The 14,787-nt window shown below is 57.1% G+C and carries 18 protein-coding genes; 16 read left to right on the forward strand and 2 right to left on the reverse strand.

The window, feature by feature from the left end; translation table 11 throughout:
• Positions 1-121 precede the first annotated feature (121 nt).
• On the reverse strand, positions 122-1,468 hold the full coding sequence (locus ACIQV9_RS09660) for an OprD family porin (RefSeq protein ID WP_403100474.1): 1,347 nt from the start codon (positions 1,466-1,468) through the stop codon (positions 122-124).
• On the opposite strand from ACIQV9_RS09660, the gene ACIQV9_RS09665 reads away from it, so the two are divergent.
• The 3 genes from ACIQV9_RS09665 to ACIQV9_RS09675 all read left to right on the forward strand — a co-directional run bounded on the left by ACIQV9_RS09665 (position 1,446) and on the right by ACIQV9_RS09675 (position 2,979).
• Positions 1,446-1,733 carry a hypothetical protein gene (locus ACIQV9_RS09665; protein WP_403100477.1) on the forward strand — a complete coding sequence of 96 codons (288 nt, stop codon included), beginning with the start codon at positions 1,446-1,448 and terminating at the stop codon, positions 1,731-1,733. The genes ACIQV9_RS09660 and ACIQV9_RS09665 overlap by 23 nt on opposite strands.
• Before the next feature lie 610 nt (positions 1,734-2,343).
• A complete protein-coding gene (locus ACIQV9_RS09670) occupies positions 2,344-2,769 on the forward strand; it encodes an HIT domain-containing protein (RefSeq protein ID WP_403100513.1) in 426 nt (141 codons plus the stop codon).
• Positions 2,770-2,772: 3 nt separating this feature from the next.
• Complete coding sequence (locus ACIQV9_RS09675) at positions 2,773-2,979, forward strand: SlyX family protein (RefSeq protein ID WP_010457497.1); 207 nt, start codon at positions 2,773-2,775, stop codon at positions 2,977-2,979.
• Positions 2,980-3,055: 76 nt separating this feature from the next.
• On the opposite strand, the gene ACIQV9_RS09680 is transcribed toward ACIQV9_RS09675, so the two are convergent.
• The gene (locus tag ACIQV9_RS09680) at positions 3,056-3,658 is read right to left on the reverse strand and encodes a cold shock domain-containing protein membrane protein (RefSeq protein ID WP_403100479.1); all 603 of its coding nucleotides are present in this window, start codon (positions 3,656-3,658) and stop codon (positions 3,056-3,058) included.
• A 306-nt stretch (positions 3,659-3,964) separates the two neighbouring features.
• Here ACIQV9_RS09680 and ACIQV9_RS09685 point away from each other — a divergent pair, with 306 nt between their 5' ends.
• From ACIQV9_RS09685 to tolB, 13 genes are all read left to right on the forward strand, one after another.
• Positions 3,965-4,435, forward strand: a complete 471-nt coding sequence (locus tag ACIQV9_RS09685) for a Dps family protein (protein WP_094470990.1) — start codon at positions 3,965-3,967, stop codon at positions 4,433-4,435.
• Positions 4,436-4,698: 263 nt separating this feature from the next.
• On the forward strand, positions 4,699-5,037 hold the full coding sequence (locus ACIQV9_RS09690; protein WP_403100482.1) for a ribbon-helix-helix domain-containing protein: 339 nt from the start codon (positions 4,699-4,701) through the stop codon (positions 5,035-5,037).
• 134 nt (positions 5,038-5,171) lie between these two features.
• On the forward strand, positions 5,172-5,393 hold the full coding sequence (locus ACIQV9_RS09695; protein WP_010457489.1) for an FmdB family zinc ribbon protein: 222 nt from the start codon (positions 5,172-5,174) through the stop codon (positions 5,391-5,393).
• Positions 5,394-5,487: 94 nt separating this feature from the next.
• Complete coding sequence (gene aspS / locus ACIQV9_RS09700; RefSeq protein WP_403100485.1) at positions 5,488-7,263, forward strand: aspartate--tRNA ligase; 1,776 nt, start codon at positions 5,488-5,490, stop codon at positions 7,261-7,263.
• Positions 7,264-7,384: 121 nt separating this feature from the next.
• The gene (locus tag ACIQV9_RS09705) at positions 7,385-8,131 is read left to right on the forward strand and encodes a YebC/PmpR family DNA-binding transcriptional regulator (protein ID WP_403100487.1); all 747 of its coding nucleotides are present in this window, start codon (positions 7,385-7,387) and stop codon (positions 8,129-8,131) included.
• Positions 8,132-8,318: 187 nt separating this feature from the next.
• The gene (gene ruvC, locus ACIQV9_RS09710) at positions 8,319-8,843 is read left to right on the forward strand and encodes a crossover junction endodeoxyribonuclease RuvC (protein ID WP_008147379.1); all 525 of its coding nucleotides are present in this window, start codon (positions 8,319-8,321) and stop codon (positions 8,841-8,843) included.
• Between the two features lie 115 nt (positions 8,844-8,958).
• A complete protein-coding gene (gene ruvA / locus ACIQV9_RS09715) occupies positions 8,959-9,576 on the forward strand; it encodes a Holliday junction branch migration protein RuvA (protein ID WP_007897033.1) in 618 nt (205 codons plus the stop codon).
• On the forward strand, positions 9,577-10,638 hold the full coding sequence (gene ruvB, locus ACIQV9_RS09720; RefSeq protein WP_046049660.1) for a Holliday junction branch migration DNA helicase RuvB: 1,062 nt from the start codon (positions 9,577-9,579) through the stop codon (positions 10,636-10,638).
• A 127-nt stretch (positions 10,639-10,765) separates the two neighbouring features.
• Positions 10,766-11,233: a tol-pal system-associated acyl-CoA thioesterase gene (gene ybgC / locus ACIQV9_RS09725; protein WP_403100492.1), complete on the forward strand. Its 468-nt coding sequence runs from the start codon at positions 10,766-10,768 to the stop codon at positions 11,231-11,233.
• On the forward strand, positions 11,223-11,918 hold the full coding sequence (gene tolQ, locus ACIQV9_RS09730) for a protein TolQ (protein ID WP_008147369.1): 696 nt from the start codon (positions 11,223-11,225) through the stop codon (positions 11,916-11,918). The genes ybgC and tolQ overlap by 11 nt, the downstream gene beginning before the upstream one ends.
• A gap of 23 nt (positions 11,919-11,941) precedes the next feature.
• Positions 11,942-12,394 carry a protein TolR gene (tolR, locus tag ACIQV9_RS09735; protein ID WP_403100516.1) on the forward strand — a complete coding sequence of 151 codons (453 nt, stop codon included), beginning with the start codon at positions 11,942-11,944 and terminating at the stop codon, positions 12,392-12,394.
• Positions 12,394-13,473, forward strand: coding sequence for a cell envelope integrity protein TolA (gene tolA / locus ACIQV9_RS09740; RefSeq protein WP_403100498.1), 1,080 nt, complete (start codon positions 12,394-12,396; stop codon positions 13,471-13,473). Before tolR ends, tolA begins: the two co-directional genes overlap by 1 nt.
• Before the next feature lie 29 nt (positions 13,474-13,502).
• Entirely contained in the window at positions 13,503-14,735 is a 1,233-nt protein-coding gene (tolB, locus tag ACIQV9_RS09745) for a Tol-Pal system beta propeller repeat protein TolB (protein ID WP_403100500.1), read from the forward strand.
• Positions 14,736-14,787: the final 52 nt, after the last annotated feature.

Consider the following 14,787-nt stretch of genomic DNA (forward strand, 5'->3'; position numbering starts at 1 on the left):
CCTGACTTAACAGTCAGGCTTATTGAGTAGCAAGCTAATCATTAATGCACTGTGCAATGGTTAAAAAAAAGGCCCCTCCGAAGAGGGGCCTTTTTTATACTTGCTAACTAAACCGCTACGATTACAAGATCGACAGTGGGTAGTCGACGATCACACGGAACTCTTTCACGTCGCCTTCACCTTCGTCGGCGTTAGCAAAGTGCCAAGCTTGACGGAAGCGGACGGACAGGTCTTTTGCCGGGCCAGACTGAACAACGTACTTGGCTTCGAAGTTGGTTTCGTTGTGCTTGCCGTCTTCACCGTACAGACCAGCGTAAGCGCTGCCTGCTGGAGTTTTGGTGCCGTCGATGTCCCAGCCCTTCACGTAACGGGTCATGAAGCTCAGACCAGGAACGCCGTACTCAGCCATTTTCAGATCGTAACGGATCTGGGCAGACTTCTCGTTAGGGGCGTTGAAGTCAGAGTACTGGATGGAGTTGGCGAGGAAGATCGAATCGCCGCCGCGGTTGTTCTTGCCGATACCGATGTAGTCGAATGGGGTATCGCCATTAACCTTTTGGAAGGCCAGGGTGATGGTGTGTGCTTTCAGGAACGAGAGAGCAGTGGCCAGCGAGAACGTGGTGTTGCTGATGTCACCGGCTTTCGCGTCACCGGTATCGGTGGTGCGATAGATGTTGAAGTCAGTGTTCAGCGACGTGTCACCACTAATCGGGGTGGTGAGGTTCACGTTGGCGTAGTACTGGTTCCAGATGTCTTCCAGCTTGGCGCCGTACAGCGATGCGCTCAGGTTGTCGGTGATGCCGTATTTGCCACCGAAATAGTCGATGGAGTTGGCAGCCACGCCGGCGTAGTTTGCGAACAGATCGCCGTCACGGGCGTTTTTGTCCTGGCTGGAACCCGAGTAGAAGTGACCGGCTTCGAGGTCAAGGTCTTTGACTTCGCTGCTTTGCAGTTGGAAACCGCTGGCAACTTGAGGAAGGATACGGGAACCGCCAACAGCAAACACTGGAGAAGTGCTTGGCGACATGTCGCCGAATTTCAGCTCGGTTTTGGAGACGCGGAATTTAACGGCAGCCCCGGCTTTACCTTGGCTGTCGTTGACGTCGCGGCCACCGTTGGCGTTGACGGTGTCGCTGCGGCTCATGTTACCCGAACCGGAAGTGCCATCGCCGCCATCGAGTTTGATGGCCAGGTAACCGAATGCATCAACGCCGACGCCAACAGTACCTTGGGTGTAACCGGAGCTGAAAGTGCCCCAGATACCTTGGGTCCAGTCTTTGACGTCGCGGGCGCCATCTTTGTTATCACGGTTGAAGTAGTAGTTGCGAACCAGCAAGTCCAACTTGGCGTCGTCAACAAAACCCTTGGCTTCAGCCTGGTCACTTACAAAAGGTGCGGCCGTAGCCATTTGGGTGCTGGCTGCTGCTGCAACTGCCAGTGCGATCATGCTCCACTTCATCACGCGCATCGTGATTTGCTCCTTTGGTTTTAGAAGAGTACTGCCGTCCCACCTGTTTTATTATCTGGGCGGCTCTTTCTTTTTTGAGTCGGCGCAAAGTTATATCACGCAGACCATGTTGGCGATACTTGCGTATCTAACCTTTCAGCTTCTTTACGACGGTGTCGCAAACGGCTGGGTAGATGTCGCAAATTTACTGCCTCGACGCAAGCGTATTGGCAACTTTAGTGTTGTTTTCCAAGGCTTGAGCATCGGTAAAAAGAGTCCCTGGTGAAACGTTTGAATCTCCATCGGGCAACCCTGCCGCTGTTTTTATTTGCCTTGGGGCCTCCACTTCCAGCGGAGGCACCAGGGCGATGTGGGTGTGAATGCAACAAGCGTGCACAAACCGGAATTCTGCGGCTGTTTTTTTCTGCGAGCCTGCCTGTCGCTGTAAAAACCTCATAAAACCGGGGGCTTCAAGCGTGTTTTTTGTACGCTTGACGCCGTGGATTGCATGGTGTTGTACCCCCGAAACCGAAAGCATGACAACGAAAAATGTTACCGGTTCACCCCTTCGGTGAGTAGTTCACGGATGCTGACGCACTCAGCGTAGACGTACTGTGCGGTTTTGGTGCAAAAAATCTTAATCACTGTGCTGAAATCACACAGTGCGTTCATGGCTACGACCGGAACTATTCATTGGATATCAGTCATTTCGCCTTTCTGGGGGCAATCTTCGGTTCTGTGTTGGTGCGTCCGGATCAAAAACGGCCCATCTCGGGGCGTTGGTTCAGCGTGATGCCTGCGGTGATCACGGGTATGCTGGCGTCCTGTCGCTTGGTGCGCAGCCTGTCTGGATGGGCGCTAAGCTGAAAAATGATGACCTGGCGGGAGTGCGCGCGGTGTTCGCTTTAGATCCACGACTTCAACAAGACACGCTACCGATTGGCGATTTCCCGCTTTGCCGGTTGCTGTTATCCAATGATTCGAACTACCCCTGGTTCATCCTGGTGCCACGCCGTGAAGATATCAGTGAGATATTTCAGTTGGGTGTCGCAGATCAACAGCAGCTGTGGCAGGAAACAACTGCGCTGGCGGAACTGCTCAAGGATTCGTTCGACGCCGATAAGCTGAATGTCGCGGCGCTGGGTAATGTCGTCAGTCAGTTGCACATGCATGTCATTGTGCGCCAGCGTGAGGACGCCGCCTGGCCATCCCCGGTCTGGGGCAAACACCCGGCCGTGCCTTACAGCGCAGCGCAGGTCGCGTCGATTCGCGAACGGCTGCGCCTGCTGTTAATCGAAGACTTCACGTTTCTGGAGGGTTGAATCATGAGCCTGGAAGATCGCGTTACCGATCTGGAGAGCCAGCTGGCGTTTCAGGATGACACCATCCAGTCATTGAGCGATGTGCTGGCGACGCAGCAGCGCGCGGTTGAGCGCCTGCAATTGCAGATGGCTGCATTGCTCAAGCGCCAGGAAGAAATGGCTGGGCAGTTCGAAACCTTCGAGGAAGAGGCGCCGCCGCCTCATTACTAACCGCCTCGTTACTGATAGCCAGGCAATAAAAAACCGCGAACAGCCAGGCTGTTCGCGGTTTTTTTTCAGCCTTGAATCAGCGACGCGGCAAAGCGGCGATCACATCTTCGGCTTGCAGCCCTTTGTCACGATTCATGACAGAGAACTCCACGCGCTGGCCTTCGACCAGAACACGGTGACCTTCGCCACGAATGGCCCGGAAATGCACGAAAATATCATCGCCGGAATCACGGGAAATAAAGCCGAAGCCTTTGGAGGTGTTGAACCACTTGACGGTGCCGGTATCGCGGTTGCTCATGTCATAGCTTGGCGAGGCGGCGGCCGGTGAAGATTTGTAGAAGCTGATAGCCAGGTGCAGGAGAACGGCGATCAGCGCTGCCACCAGGCTGAACAGGACGGCAGGTTGACCGGCGATGACAGGCATCGGCGCGAGCAACGTCAGGGTTTGCAGGACGACGGCCAGGATCAGCAGAGCACTGACCAGGTTTTGCAGTTGATGACGAGGGCCTTTGTTCCAGTAAGGGATAACGGGAGCAAGGGTGAGGTTGAGCAGGCCGAAAAAGGCCAGGTACAGCGCATCGGGTTGTTGCAGGTAAGGGACTGCTTCGGATCGCAGGCTAGGGATGAAGGACAGCAGCAAGGCTGCTGCGCCCATTAGCAGGTGGACGATTTTCAACATTTTGATTAACTCACGTTAAGACGGATCACAAGGAAGAGCTGATGGAGCACGGTTCGCTTCAGAACAATAAGAGGCGTTGGACACGTACCCGCTACCAGCCTATGCGCAGCCCCCGGAAAATAGGCGGTCGCGACACACCGTCTATTTAACAGCAAAGCCTGCAGCTACTCAAATCAGGCAGTCCAGCGGTGCTCCGAGGGCGATTTGTCGCAGGCCATTGTGCGGTCCCGGGCTGCGAGGAGGTGGCAGGCTTGCTAGAGTGGTCCTGCACCTGTTGGATGAACTCATCACCTTTAGGGGATAAACATGGCAATCGATATCGGTATCAGTGAAGAAGACCGCAAGTCCATCGTCGACGGGCTTTCGCGTTTGCTGTCGGACACTTATGTGCTGTATTTGAAAACCCATAACTTCCATTGGAATGTCACAGGTCCCATGTTTCGGACCCTGCACCTGATGTTCGAGGAGCAATACAACGAGTTGGCCCTGGCCGTCGATTCGATTGCCGAGCGCATTCGCGCCCTCGGGTTTCCTGCGCCCGGCGCCTATTCGATTTATGCGCGGCTGTCTTCTATTAAAGAAGAAGCCGGTGTGCCGAGCGCTGAAGACATGATCAAGCAGCTTGTCGATGGTCAGGAGGCGGTCACTCGTACCGCGCGCGGGATCTTTCCGCTGCTGGAAAAAGTCAGTGACGAGCCAACGGCAGACCTGCTGACCCAGCGCATGCAAGTCCACGAAAAAACCGCATGGATGCTACGGTCTCTGCTGGACCAGTAATATCGTCAGTACGCGAATGATGCCCGTCGGGCGTTATTCGCGGTCTTTGCCTTCTTCAAATCGCTTTTGCGCTCGTTAAAAGTCGTCTGGCTGCGTAGGAAAATGGCCGGCATAGGACGGTCTCCATGATCGCCCTTCAGTTGTTGGCTTATCCTACGTCCATGGTCATAAAGTCATCTGGATATACCTTTGCGCCTGCGCTTTGATAAGGCCACGCAGAGTGCTCTTACAGAAGGCAAGGATGACAAAGGAGTGTCAACGATATGGATTACGAAGACAGGCGAAGCGAGGGGAGGGTCGGTCCGGTCAAGGAGATAAGGATTGATCCATTTGTCAGCGAATTTGATATGGGGCTGGCCCGACCTCTATCCCGGTCGGTGCGGTTGAATGGCTTTGCCACCTGCTTGAGGCTTGAGCAGGTGTACTGGGATATTCTGGGCGATATAGCCAAGGTCAATTGTTGTACGGTCAGCGCGCTGCTGTCCCATGTGGATCGCGAAGTGCACCTGCGTCATGGCGGGGTCAAGAACTTTACCGGGCTGGTGCGGGTTGTCTGCGTCGTGCACAGCCTGAAAGAAGGGGGCTGCGTCGCAATGCCCTAGCCACGGTGGTGTCGGGCAGAGTGTCGGTCTGTGCAGTCTTACGGCTGCACAGGCCGCATTTAATGGATATAATCCCGCTCTTTGCCGCAAAACCCAGCGTATGCGGTAGCAATCTGATCGCCGAGACAACCCCCATGCCGATGTACGACTATCAATGTGCTTCCTGTGGTCATCAGTTGGAAGCCATTCAAAAGATCAGCGCAGCACCGCTGGTCGACTGCCCTGCCTGCCAGGCGCCAGAGCTTAAAAAGATGCTGTCCATGCCGGGCTTCCGCCTGAGCGGCACCGGCTGGTACGAAACCGATTTCAAGACCGGTTCCAAGAAGAATCTGGCCGGCGGCGACAAAGCTGACTAAGGTCTGGAACCTGAGTTGAACGACACGCGCGAGCTCTTGCAACCTCTGCAAGGCCTCCAACCGAATTTCGATTACGAGAAGTGAAACCACTACCATGATGCGCAGCCATTATTGCGGCCAACTGAACGAAGCCCTGGAAGGCCAGGAAATTACCCTTTGCGGATGGGTACACCGTCGCCGTGACCACGGTGGGGTGATTTTCCTCGATATCCGTGATCGTGACGGTCTGGCCCAGGTGGTGTTCGATCCGGACCGCGCCGAGAGCTTCGCCGCCGCCGATCGCGTGCGCAGTGAATACGTCGTGAAGATCACCGGCAAGGTTCGCCTGCGTCCGGCCGGTGCCACCAACGCCAACATGGCGTCGGGCATGATCGAAGTCCTGGGCTACGAGCTGGAAGTGTTGAACGAGTCGGAAACCCCGCCGTTCCCGCTGAACGAGTTCTCCGACGTCGGTGAAGAAACCCGCCTGCGTTATCGCTTCCTTGACCTGCGTCGTCCGGAAATGGCCGAGAAGCTGCGTCTGCGTTCGCGCATGACCACCAGCATCCGCCGCTATCTGGACGAAAACGGCTTCCTCGACGTCGAGACGCCGATCCTGACCCGTGCTACCCCTGAAGGCGCACGTGATTATCTGGTGCCGAGCCGTACTCACGCCGGTTCGTTCTTCGCCCTGCCGCAATCGCCGCAGCTGTTCAAGCAATTGCTGATGGTGGCCGGCTTCGACCGCTACTACCAGATCGCCAAATGCTTCCGCGACGAAGACCTGCGTGCCGACCGTCAGCCTGAATTCACCCAGATCGACATCGAAACCAGCTTCCTCGATGAAAAAGACATCATGGGCCTCACCGAAGGCATGATCCGCAACCTGTTCAAGGAAGTGCTGGACCTGGAATTCGGCGATTTCCCGCACATGACCTTCGAAGAAGCCATGCGTCGCTACGGTTCCGACAAGCCGGACCTGCGTAACCCGCTGGAACTGGTGGACGTTGCCGACCAGCTGAAAGAAGTCGACTTCAAGGTCTTCAGCGGTCCTGCCAACGATCCGAAATGCCGTGTTGCCGCCTTGCGCGTGCCCGGCGCGGCGAGCATGCCGCGCAAGCAGATCGACGACTACACCAAGTTCGTCGGCATTTATGGTGCCAAGGGCCTGGCGTACATCAAGGTCAACGAGCGCGCGAAGGGCGTCGAGGGGCTGCAATCGCCTATTGTCAAAAATATCCCTGAAGCCAACCTCAATGTGATCCTCGATCGTGTTGGCGCGGTCGATGGCGACATCGTGTTCTTCGGCGCCGACAAAGCCAAGATCGTCAGCGAAGCCCTGGGCGCGCTGCGGATCAAGGTTGGCAACGACCTGGACTTGCTGACCTGCAAGTGGGCGCCGATGTGGGTTGTCGATTTCCCGATGTTCGAAGAGAACGACGACGGCAGCTTCACCGCCTTGCACCACCCGTTCACCGCGCCGAAGTGCACCCCGGAAGAACTGGAAGCCAACCCGGCGACCGCTCTGTCCCGTGCCTACGACATGGTTCTGAACGGCACCGAGCTGGGTGGCGGTTCGATCCGTATCCACCGTAAGGAAATGCAGCAGACGGTGTTCCGCCTGTTGGGTATCAATGAAGCGGAACAGGAAGAGAAGTTCGGCTTCCTGCTCGACGCCCTGAAATACGGCGCGCCGCCACACGGTGGCCTGGCCTTCGGCCTGGACCGTCTGGTCATGCTGATGACCGGCGCCCAGTCGATTCGTGAAGTGATCGCTTTCCCGAAAACCCAGAGCGCGGCTGACGTAATGACTCAGGCACCGGGTGCTGTAGATGCCAAGGCATTGCGCGAATTGCACATTCGTCTGCGCGAAACGCCAAAGGCTGAGTAAGGCTGACCCTGAAGGCGCATCCTTATGGGATGCGCCTTTTTTATAGGTCGAGATTTTTTTGTTGCTGGCCGACACAGCGTGCGCGGCGGGCGATGTTTCAAAGAGAAATTCGGAGCGAGATATGGCGGGTCATTCCAAGTGGGCGAACATCAAGCACCGCAAAGAACGTCAGGATGCCAAGAAGGGCAAGATTTTCACCAAGTGGATTCGTGAGCTGACCGTTGCGGCCCGTCAGGGTGGCGGTGATCCGGGTTCCAACCCGCGCCTGCGCCTGGCGCTGGACAAGGCGCTTGGTGCGAACATGAGCCGCGACATCATTGATCGCGCAGTCGCCCGCGGTGCCGGTGCGGCCGATACCGACGACATGGTCGAACTGAGCTACGAAGGCTACGGCCCGGGTGGCGTGGCGGTGATGGTCGAGTGCATGACCGACAACCGTAACCGCACCGCAGCTGCTGTTCGCCATGCGTTCAGCAAGTGCGGCGGCAACCTGGGGACTGACGGTTCGGTGGCCTATCTGTTTGAGCGCAAGGGACAGATTTCCTTCGCGCCGGGTATTGATGAAGACGCGCTGATGGAAGCAGCCATGGAAGCCGACGCCGATGACGTGGTCACCCATGAAGACGGTTCGATTGACGTGTTCACCTCGTTCGCCGGCTTCTACGCCGTGCGGAACGCGCTGGAAGCGGCGGGTTTCAAAGGCGATGACGCGGAAATCGTGATGCTGCCGACCACCAGCGCCGAACTGGACCTGGAAGGCGCCGAAAAGGTGCTCAAGCTGATCGACATGCTTGAAGACCTGGATGACGTGCAGAACGTCTACTCCAACGCGGACATTCCGGAGTCGGTGGCCGCACAGCTGGGTTAAGGGCGAGTAAGATCCAAGTGGGAGCTGGCTTGTCGGGTCGCCGCATCGCTGCGATGGCTTGGGCACATCAAACAATGATGTCGCCTGACACACCGTCATCGCAGCGATGCGGCGACCCGACAAGCCAGCTCCCACATTTGTTATTCGCTGTATTGAATATCGTGCTCTTACCAAACCCGCAGGCGTTATGACTTTAATTCTTGGTATCGACCCCGGTTCGCGCATCACCGGTTATGGCGTGGTACGTGATACCGGGCGTGGCTGCGTGTATGTGGCGTCGGGCTGCATTCGCACCGGGTCCGGCGAGTTGCATGAGCGTCTGCAAATCGTCTATCGCGGTGTGCGTGAAGTCATCCAGACCTACGGCCCGGTGACCATGGGCATTGAAAAAGTCTTTATGGCGCGCAATGCCGACTCTGCTCTCAAACTCGGTCAGGCCCGGGGCGCTGCGATCGTGGCGGGTGCCGAAGAAAGCCTGGAAATCGCCGAGTACACCGCGACCCAGGTCAAGCAAGCGGTGACCGGCACCGGTGCCGCCAATAAAGAGCAAGTGCAGATGATGGTCATGCACATGCTGAAGTTGACCAGCAAGCCACAAATCGATGCTTCGGATGCCCTGGCCATTGCCATTTGCCATGCTCATACCCGTTCCAGCCTGTTACCCCATGGCCTGGGAACGGCACGCAGTCGTGGCGGGCGCCTGCGTCTCTGATAGCATCAGCAGTCATTTTTAGGGAATGAGGGTTTTGCGCCTGTGTTGTCGGCGCAAAACCCTTGTTCTGTCAGTCGCCAGTCGTTGATCTGGCCAACGCTCAAGGATCTGAAACGTGATTGGACGCTTGCGCGGCACACTGGCTGAGAAACAGCCGCCGCACCTGATTCTGGATGTAAACGGTCTGGGGTATGAGCTGGAAGTGCCCATGACCACGCTGTATCGCTTGCCGTCGGTCGGTGAACCGCTGACCTTGCACACCCATTTGGTCGTACGCGAAGACGCGCAGTTACTCTATGGCTTCTTCGGCAAGCGTGAGCGAGACTTTTTTCGCGAGTTGATCCGTCTCAATGGTGTAGGGCCAAAATTGGCCCTGGCGTTGATGTCGAGCCTGGAAGTGGATGAGCTGGTCCGTTGCGTGCAGTCCCAGGACACCTCGGCGCTGACCAAGGTGCCGGGCGTAGGCAAGAAGACTGCAGAGCGTTTGCTGGTGGAGCTCAAGGATCGCTTCAAGGCGTGGGAAACCGTACCGGCGATGTTTGCCCTGGTGCCAAACCAGCCGGGTGGGCCAGATGCGCCGGCCCCGGTCGCTACCGCCGAAAATGACGCCGTCAGCGCGCTGATCTCCCTGGGCTACAAGCCGCAGGAAGCCAGCAAGGCGATTTCCGCGATCAAGGAGAAAGGTTTGAGCAGTGAAGACATGATTCGTCGTGCCCTGAAGGGAATGATCTAAGTGATTGAAGCTGATCGTCTGATTACCGCCACGCCTGGCCCTCGCGACCGCGAGGAAGTCCAGGACCGGGCGATTCGCCCTGTCAGCCTGGCCGAGTACATTGGCCAGCCGACCGTTCGCGAGCAAATGGAGTTGTTCATCCAGGCCGCACGCGGGCGTAACGAGTCCCTGGACCACACGCTGATTTTCGGCCCGCCGGGTCTGGGTAAAACCACCCTGGCCAACATCATTGCCCAGGAAATGGGCGTGTCGATCAAGAGCACTTCGGGTCCCGTGCTTGAGCGACCGGGTGATCTGGCGGCGCTGTTGACCAACCTTGAGCCGCACGACGTGCTGTTTATCGACGAAATTCACCGGCTCTCACCGATCGTCGAAGAAGTGCTGTACCCGGCCATGGAAGATTTCCAGCTCGACATCATGATTGGGGAAGGGCCGGCCGCGCGCTCGATCAAGCTGGATCTGCCGCCTTTTACCCTGGTGGGTGCGACGACCCGTGCCGGCATGCTGACCAACCCGTTGCGCGACCGGTTCGGGATCGTCCAGCGCCTGGAGTTCTACAACACCGCCGACCTGGCGACGATTGTCAGCCGTTCGGCGAACATCCTCGGCTTGCCGCTGGACCCGGAGGGCGCCTTTGAGATCGCCCGTCGCGCCCGTGGAACCCCGCGGATCGCCAACCGCTTGTTGCGCCGGGTTCGGGATTTCGCCGAAGTGCGTGCCAAGGGCCACATCACCAAACCGATCGCCGACCTGGCCTTGAACCTGCTGGATGTCGATGAGCGTGGCTTCGATCACCAGGACCGGCGTCTGCTGTTGACCATGATCGAGAAGTTCGACGGTGGGCCGGTAGGGGTGGACAGTCTGGCCGCTGCGATCAGCGAAGAGCGTCACACCATTGAAGATGTGCTGGAGCCGTATCTGATCCAGCAGGGCTACATCATGCGCACGCCGCGGGGGCGAGTGGTCACCCGGCACGCGTATCTGCACTTCGGTTTAAACATTCCGTCACGATTGGGCGAGATGCCCGTGGTAGACGAGTTCCTTGATGCCGTAGACGATTAGTCACCTTTGCGGGCTGATTTTTTCGGGATTTGCGCGGTCCTAGGACCGTGCTTTTGCCAGAAAGCCGCGAATCAATGAAAAACAGTTGCCTGGCCGGATTGGCAACCTGAGGAGTAAGCACTAGAGTATGCGCGCGCAAAACGGGCTTGAGCCTTTCGCACTTCGTTGTCGCGTTTATTACGAGGACACCGATGCGGGCGGCATCGTGTATTACGTCAATTACCTCAAGTTTATGGAACGGGCTCGAACCGAGCGGCTCCGGGATCTGGGCTTTGCCCAGTCCCAGCTGGCAGGAGAGGACCTGTTGTTTGTCGTGCATTCCAGCGAAGCGCGTTACCACGCGCCGGCGCGACTGGACGACGAGCTTCTGGTAAGCGCTGAAGTAATCGAATTGAACCGTGTCAGCCTGCGCTTCAAACAGCAGGTCAGGCGAGCCACGGATAATGTGCTGCTCTGTGAAGGGCAGTTTCTGGTGGCCTGTGTGCGCACTGAAAGTTTAAAACCCCGGGCCATTCCCGAAGCTCTACGTGCGGCCTTTGCCGACGTGAGCGGCGCGGGTACACACTCAAAGCAGGAGATAAAGCGTGGAAGCTAACGTCGTCGACCATTCCTCCATGTGGAGCCTGGTCAGCAATGCCAGTATCGTGGTGCAACTGGTAATGCTGATCCTGGTAGCCGCATCGGTGACCTCATGGATCATGATCTTTCAGCGCAGCAACCTGCTGCGTGCCGGTCGACGTGCCCTGGAGAGCTTTGAAGAGCGCTTCTGGTCCGGCATCGACCTGTCCAAACTCTACCGTCAGGCCGGCAGCAACCCAGACCCGGATTCGGGCGTCGAGCAGATCTTCCGTGCCGGTTTCAAGGAATTCTCCCGTCTGCGCCAGCAGCCAGGCGTTGACCCGGAAGCGGTCATGGAAGGCGTGGCCCGTGCCATGCGCGTCGCCATTTCCCGCGAAGAAGAAAAGCTCGAACAGAGCCTGCCGTTCCTCGCCACCGTCGGTTCCGTCAGCCCTTACATCGGTCTGTTCGGTACGGTCTGGGGGATCATGAACTCTTTCCGTGGCCTGGCCACTGCCCAGCAAGCGACCCTGGCCACCGTGGCTCCGGGTATTGCCGAAGCACTGATTGCTACCGCGATCGGCCTGTTCGCCGCCATCCCGGCCGTTATCGCCTACAACCGTTTTGCTGCTCGCAGTGAAACCCTGCTGGGCCGTTACTACACCTTCGCCGATGAATTCCAGGCGATCCTGCACCGCAAAGTGCACACCAGCGAAGAATAAGCAGGTAATTTCCAATGGCTTTAATCGCTCGAGCTCGCAAAAAGCGCAAGCCGGTTGCCGAGATGAACGTGGTGCCTTACATCGACGTGATGCTGGTGCTGCTGGTCATCTTCATGGTGACCGCTCCGATGCTCAATCAGGGCGTGAAAGTTGATCTGCCCAAGGTTTCCAGCGAAGCCTTGCCGCAGGACAACAACACTCAGGTCCTGACCATTTCGATCAAGGCTGACAAGACCTACTACTGGAACCTTGGCAGCGAAGTCGACACTGAAAAGCAACAGGACAAGGCCATGACCTTGCCGCAGATGACTGACGCGGTGACCAAAATCATCAACGCCGGCATCGGTAATGGCAAGCGCACCCAGGTGTTCATCCGCGGCGACAAGACCGTCGATTACGGCTCCGTGATGGGCGCCATGGGCGGGTTGCAGAAAGCCGGGGTCGGTAATGTTGGCTTGATTACCGAGGCACCCTGATGCAGCAAATGCGAGAGCCGTCCGCCTCGGAAAGCTACTTCTGGCCTAGTGTCCTGGCGATTGTCTTGCACGTGCTGGTGTTCGGCATGCTGTTCGTCAGTTTCGCCTTCACACCGGAGCTGCCGCCGGCCAAGCCGATTGTCCAGGCGACCTTGTACCAGCTGAAATCGAAAAGTCAGGCGACCACCCAGACCAATCAGAAGATTGCGGGTGAGGCGAAGAAATCTGCCGCGCGTCAGACCGAAGTCGAGCAGATGGAACAGAAAAAGATCGAACAGGAAGCGATCAAGGCCGCGGAACAAAAGAAGGAAGATGCGGCTCAAAAAGCCGAAGAATCCAAGAAGGCCGACGAGACTAAAAAAGCGGAAGAGGCAAAAAAGGCTGATGAAGCCAAGAAAGCCGATGAAGCGAAAAAGACCGCCGAAGCCAAAAAGGCCGAAGAGAAACAATTGGCTGATATAGCCAAGAAGAAATCTGAAGAAGAAGCCAAGAAAGCGGCTGAAGAAGAGGCCAAGAAAACGGCCGCTGAAGAAGCCAAGAAAAAGATTGTCGAAGACGCGAAGAAGAAAGCCGCGGAAGACGCCAAGAAGAAATCTGAAGCTGAAGAGGCGAAGAAGAAAGTCGCCGAAGATGCGAAGAAGAAAGCTGCTGCCGATGCTGCGAAGAAAAAATCGCAGGAAGCGGCGCGTAAATCCGTCGATGAGAAAAAAGCTCAGGCTCTGGCCGATTTGCTTTCCGACACGACGGAGCGTCAGCAGGCCTTGGCGGATGAACAGGGTGATGAAGTCGCGGGTAACTTCGACGACTTGATTCGCTCCCGTGCTTCTGAAGGTTGGGCGCAGCCACCGTCGGCCCGTAAGGGTATGAAGGTGATCCTGCAAATCAACATGCTGCCTGACGGAACAATCTCCGGCGTATCGGTTGCCAAGTCCAGCGGTGATGTACCGTTCGACAGTTCAGCGGTAGCGGCGGTAAAAAATATTGGTCGATTGACCGAAATGCAGGGTCTGAAGCCAGCTGATTTCGCACCCTATCGTTCATTCAAGATGACATTCACACCTGAGGATCTAGCCTTGTGAGAAACCTTCTTCGAGGACTGCTTGTCGTCATGTTCTGCTTTGCAGGACTGGCCACAGCAGATGAAAAAAATATCCTGGTCAGCAGTGGTAGCTCCCAGGCAACTCCAATTGCCGTAGTGCCATTCGGTTTCCAGGGCGGCACCGTGCTGCCGGATGACATGGCCGAGATCATCGGCAACGACCTGCGCAACTCGGGTTACTACGCGCCGATTCCAAAACAGAACATGATCAGTCAGCCGAGCCAGGCCAGCGAAATCATTTTCCGTGACTGGAAGGCGATCAACGCTCAGTACATTATGGTCGGCAGCATCGTTCCAGCAGGCGGTCGCCTGCAGGTTCAATACGCTCTGTTCAACGTCGCCACCGAACAGCAAGTGCTGACCGGCAGCGTGTCGGGCAGCGTCGATCAACTGCGTGACATGTCGCACTACATTGCGGACCAGTCGTTCGAAAAACTCACCGGTATCAAAGGTGCGTTCTCGACTCGCCTGCTGTACGTGACGGCCGAACGTTTCTCCGAGAAGAACACGCGCTACACGCTGCAACGCTCGGACTATGACGGTGCCCGCGCCGTGACTCTGCTGCAATCGCGCGAGCCGATCCTGTCGCCGCGTTTCGCACCGGACGGCAAGCGCATCGCTTATGTGTCGTTCGAGCAGAAGCGTCCGCGTATCTTCATGCAGAACATCGACACCGGTCGCCGTGAGCAGATCACCAACTTCGAAGGCCTCAATGGCGCGCCAGCCTGGTCGCCGGATGGCAATCGCCTGGCATTCGTACTGTCGAAAGACGGTAACCCGGACATCTACGTGATGAACCTGGGTTCGCGTCAGATCACTCGCGTCACCAATGGTCCCGGCATCAACACCGAACCGTTCTGGGGTAAGGATGGTTCGACCATCTACTTCACCTCCGACCGTGGCGGCAAGCCACAGATCTACAAAACCAGCGTCGGTGGTGGCGGTGCGGAACGTGTGACCTTTATTGGTAACTACAACGCCAACCCTAAACTTTCGGCTGATGAAAAGACCCTGGTGATGATTCACCGCCAGGATGGCTTCACTAATTTCAAGGTGGCGGCCCAGGATTTGCAGCGCGGTAGTGTAAAGATCCTCACTGATAGCACTCTGGACGAGTCGCCTACTGTTGCGCCCAACGGCACCATGGTAATCTACGCCACCCGCCAGCAGGGCCGGGGAGTCTTGATGCTCGTTTCCATTAATGGTCGCGTGAGGCTCCCGCTTCCTACCTCTCAAGTCTAAGTCTGAGATCCGTCCTGGTCCCCTTACCTGAACTGACGGGGCGCTACTCGTT

The sequence above is a fragment of the Pseudomonas sp. NPDC099000 genome (assembly GCF_044759925.1).
GTDB lineage: Bacteria > Pseudomonadota > Gammaproteobacteria > Pseudomonadales > Pseudomonadaceae > Aquipseudomonas.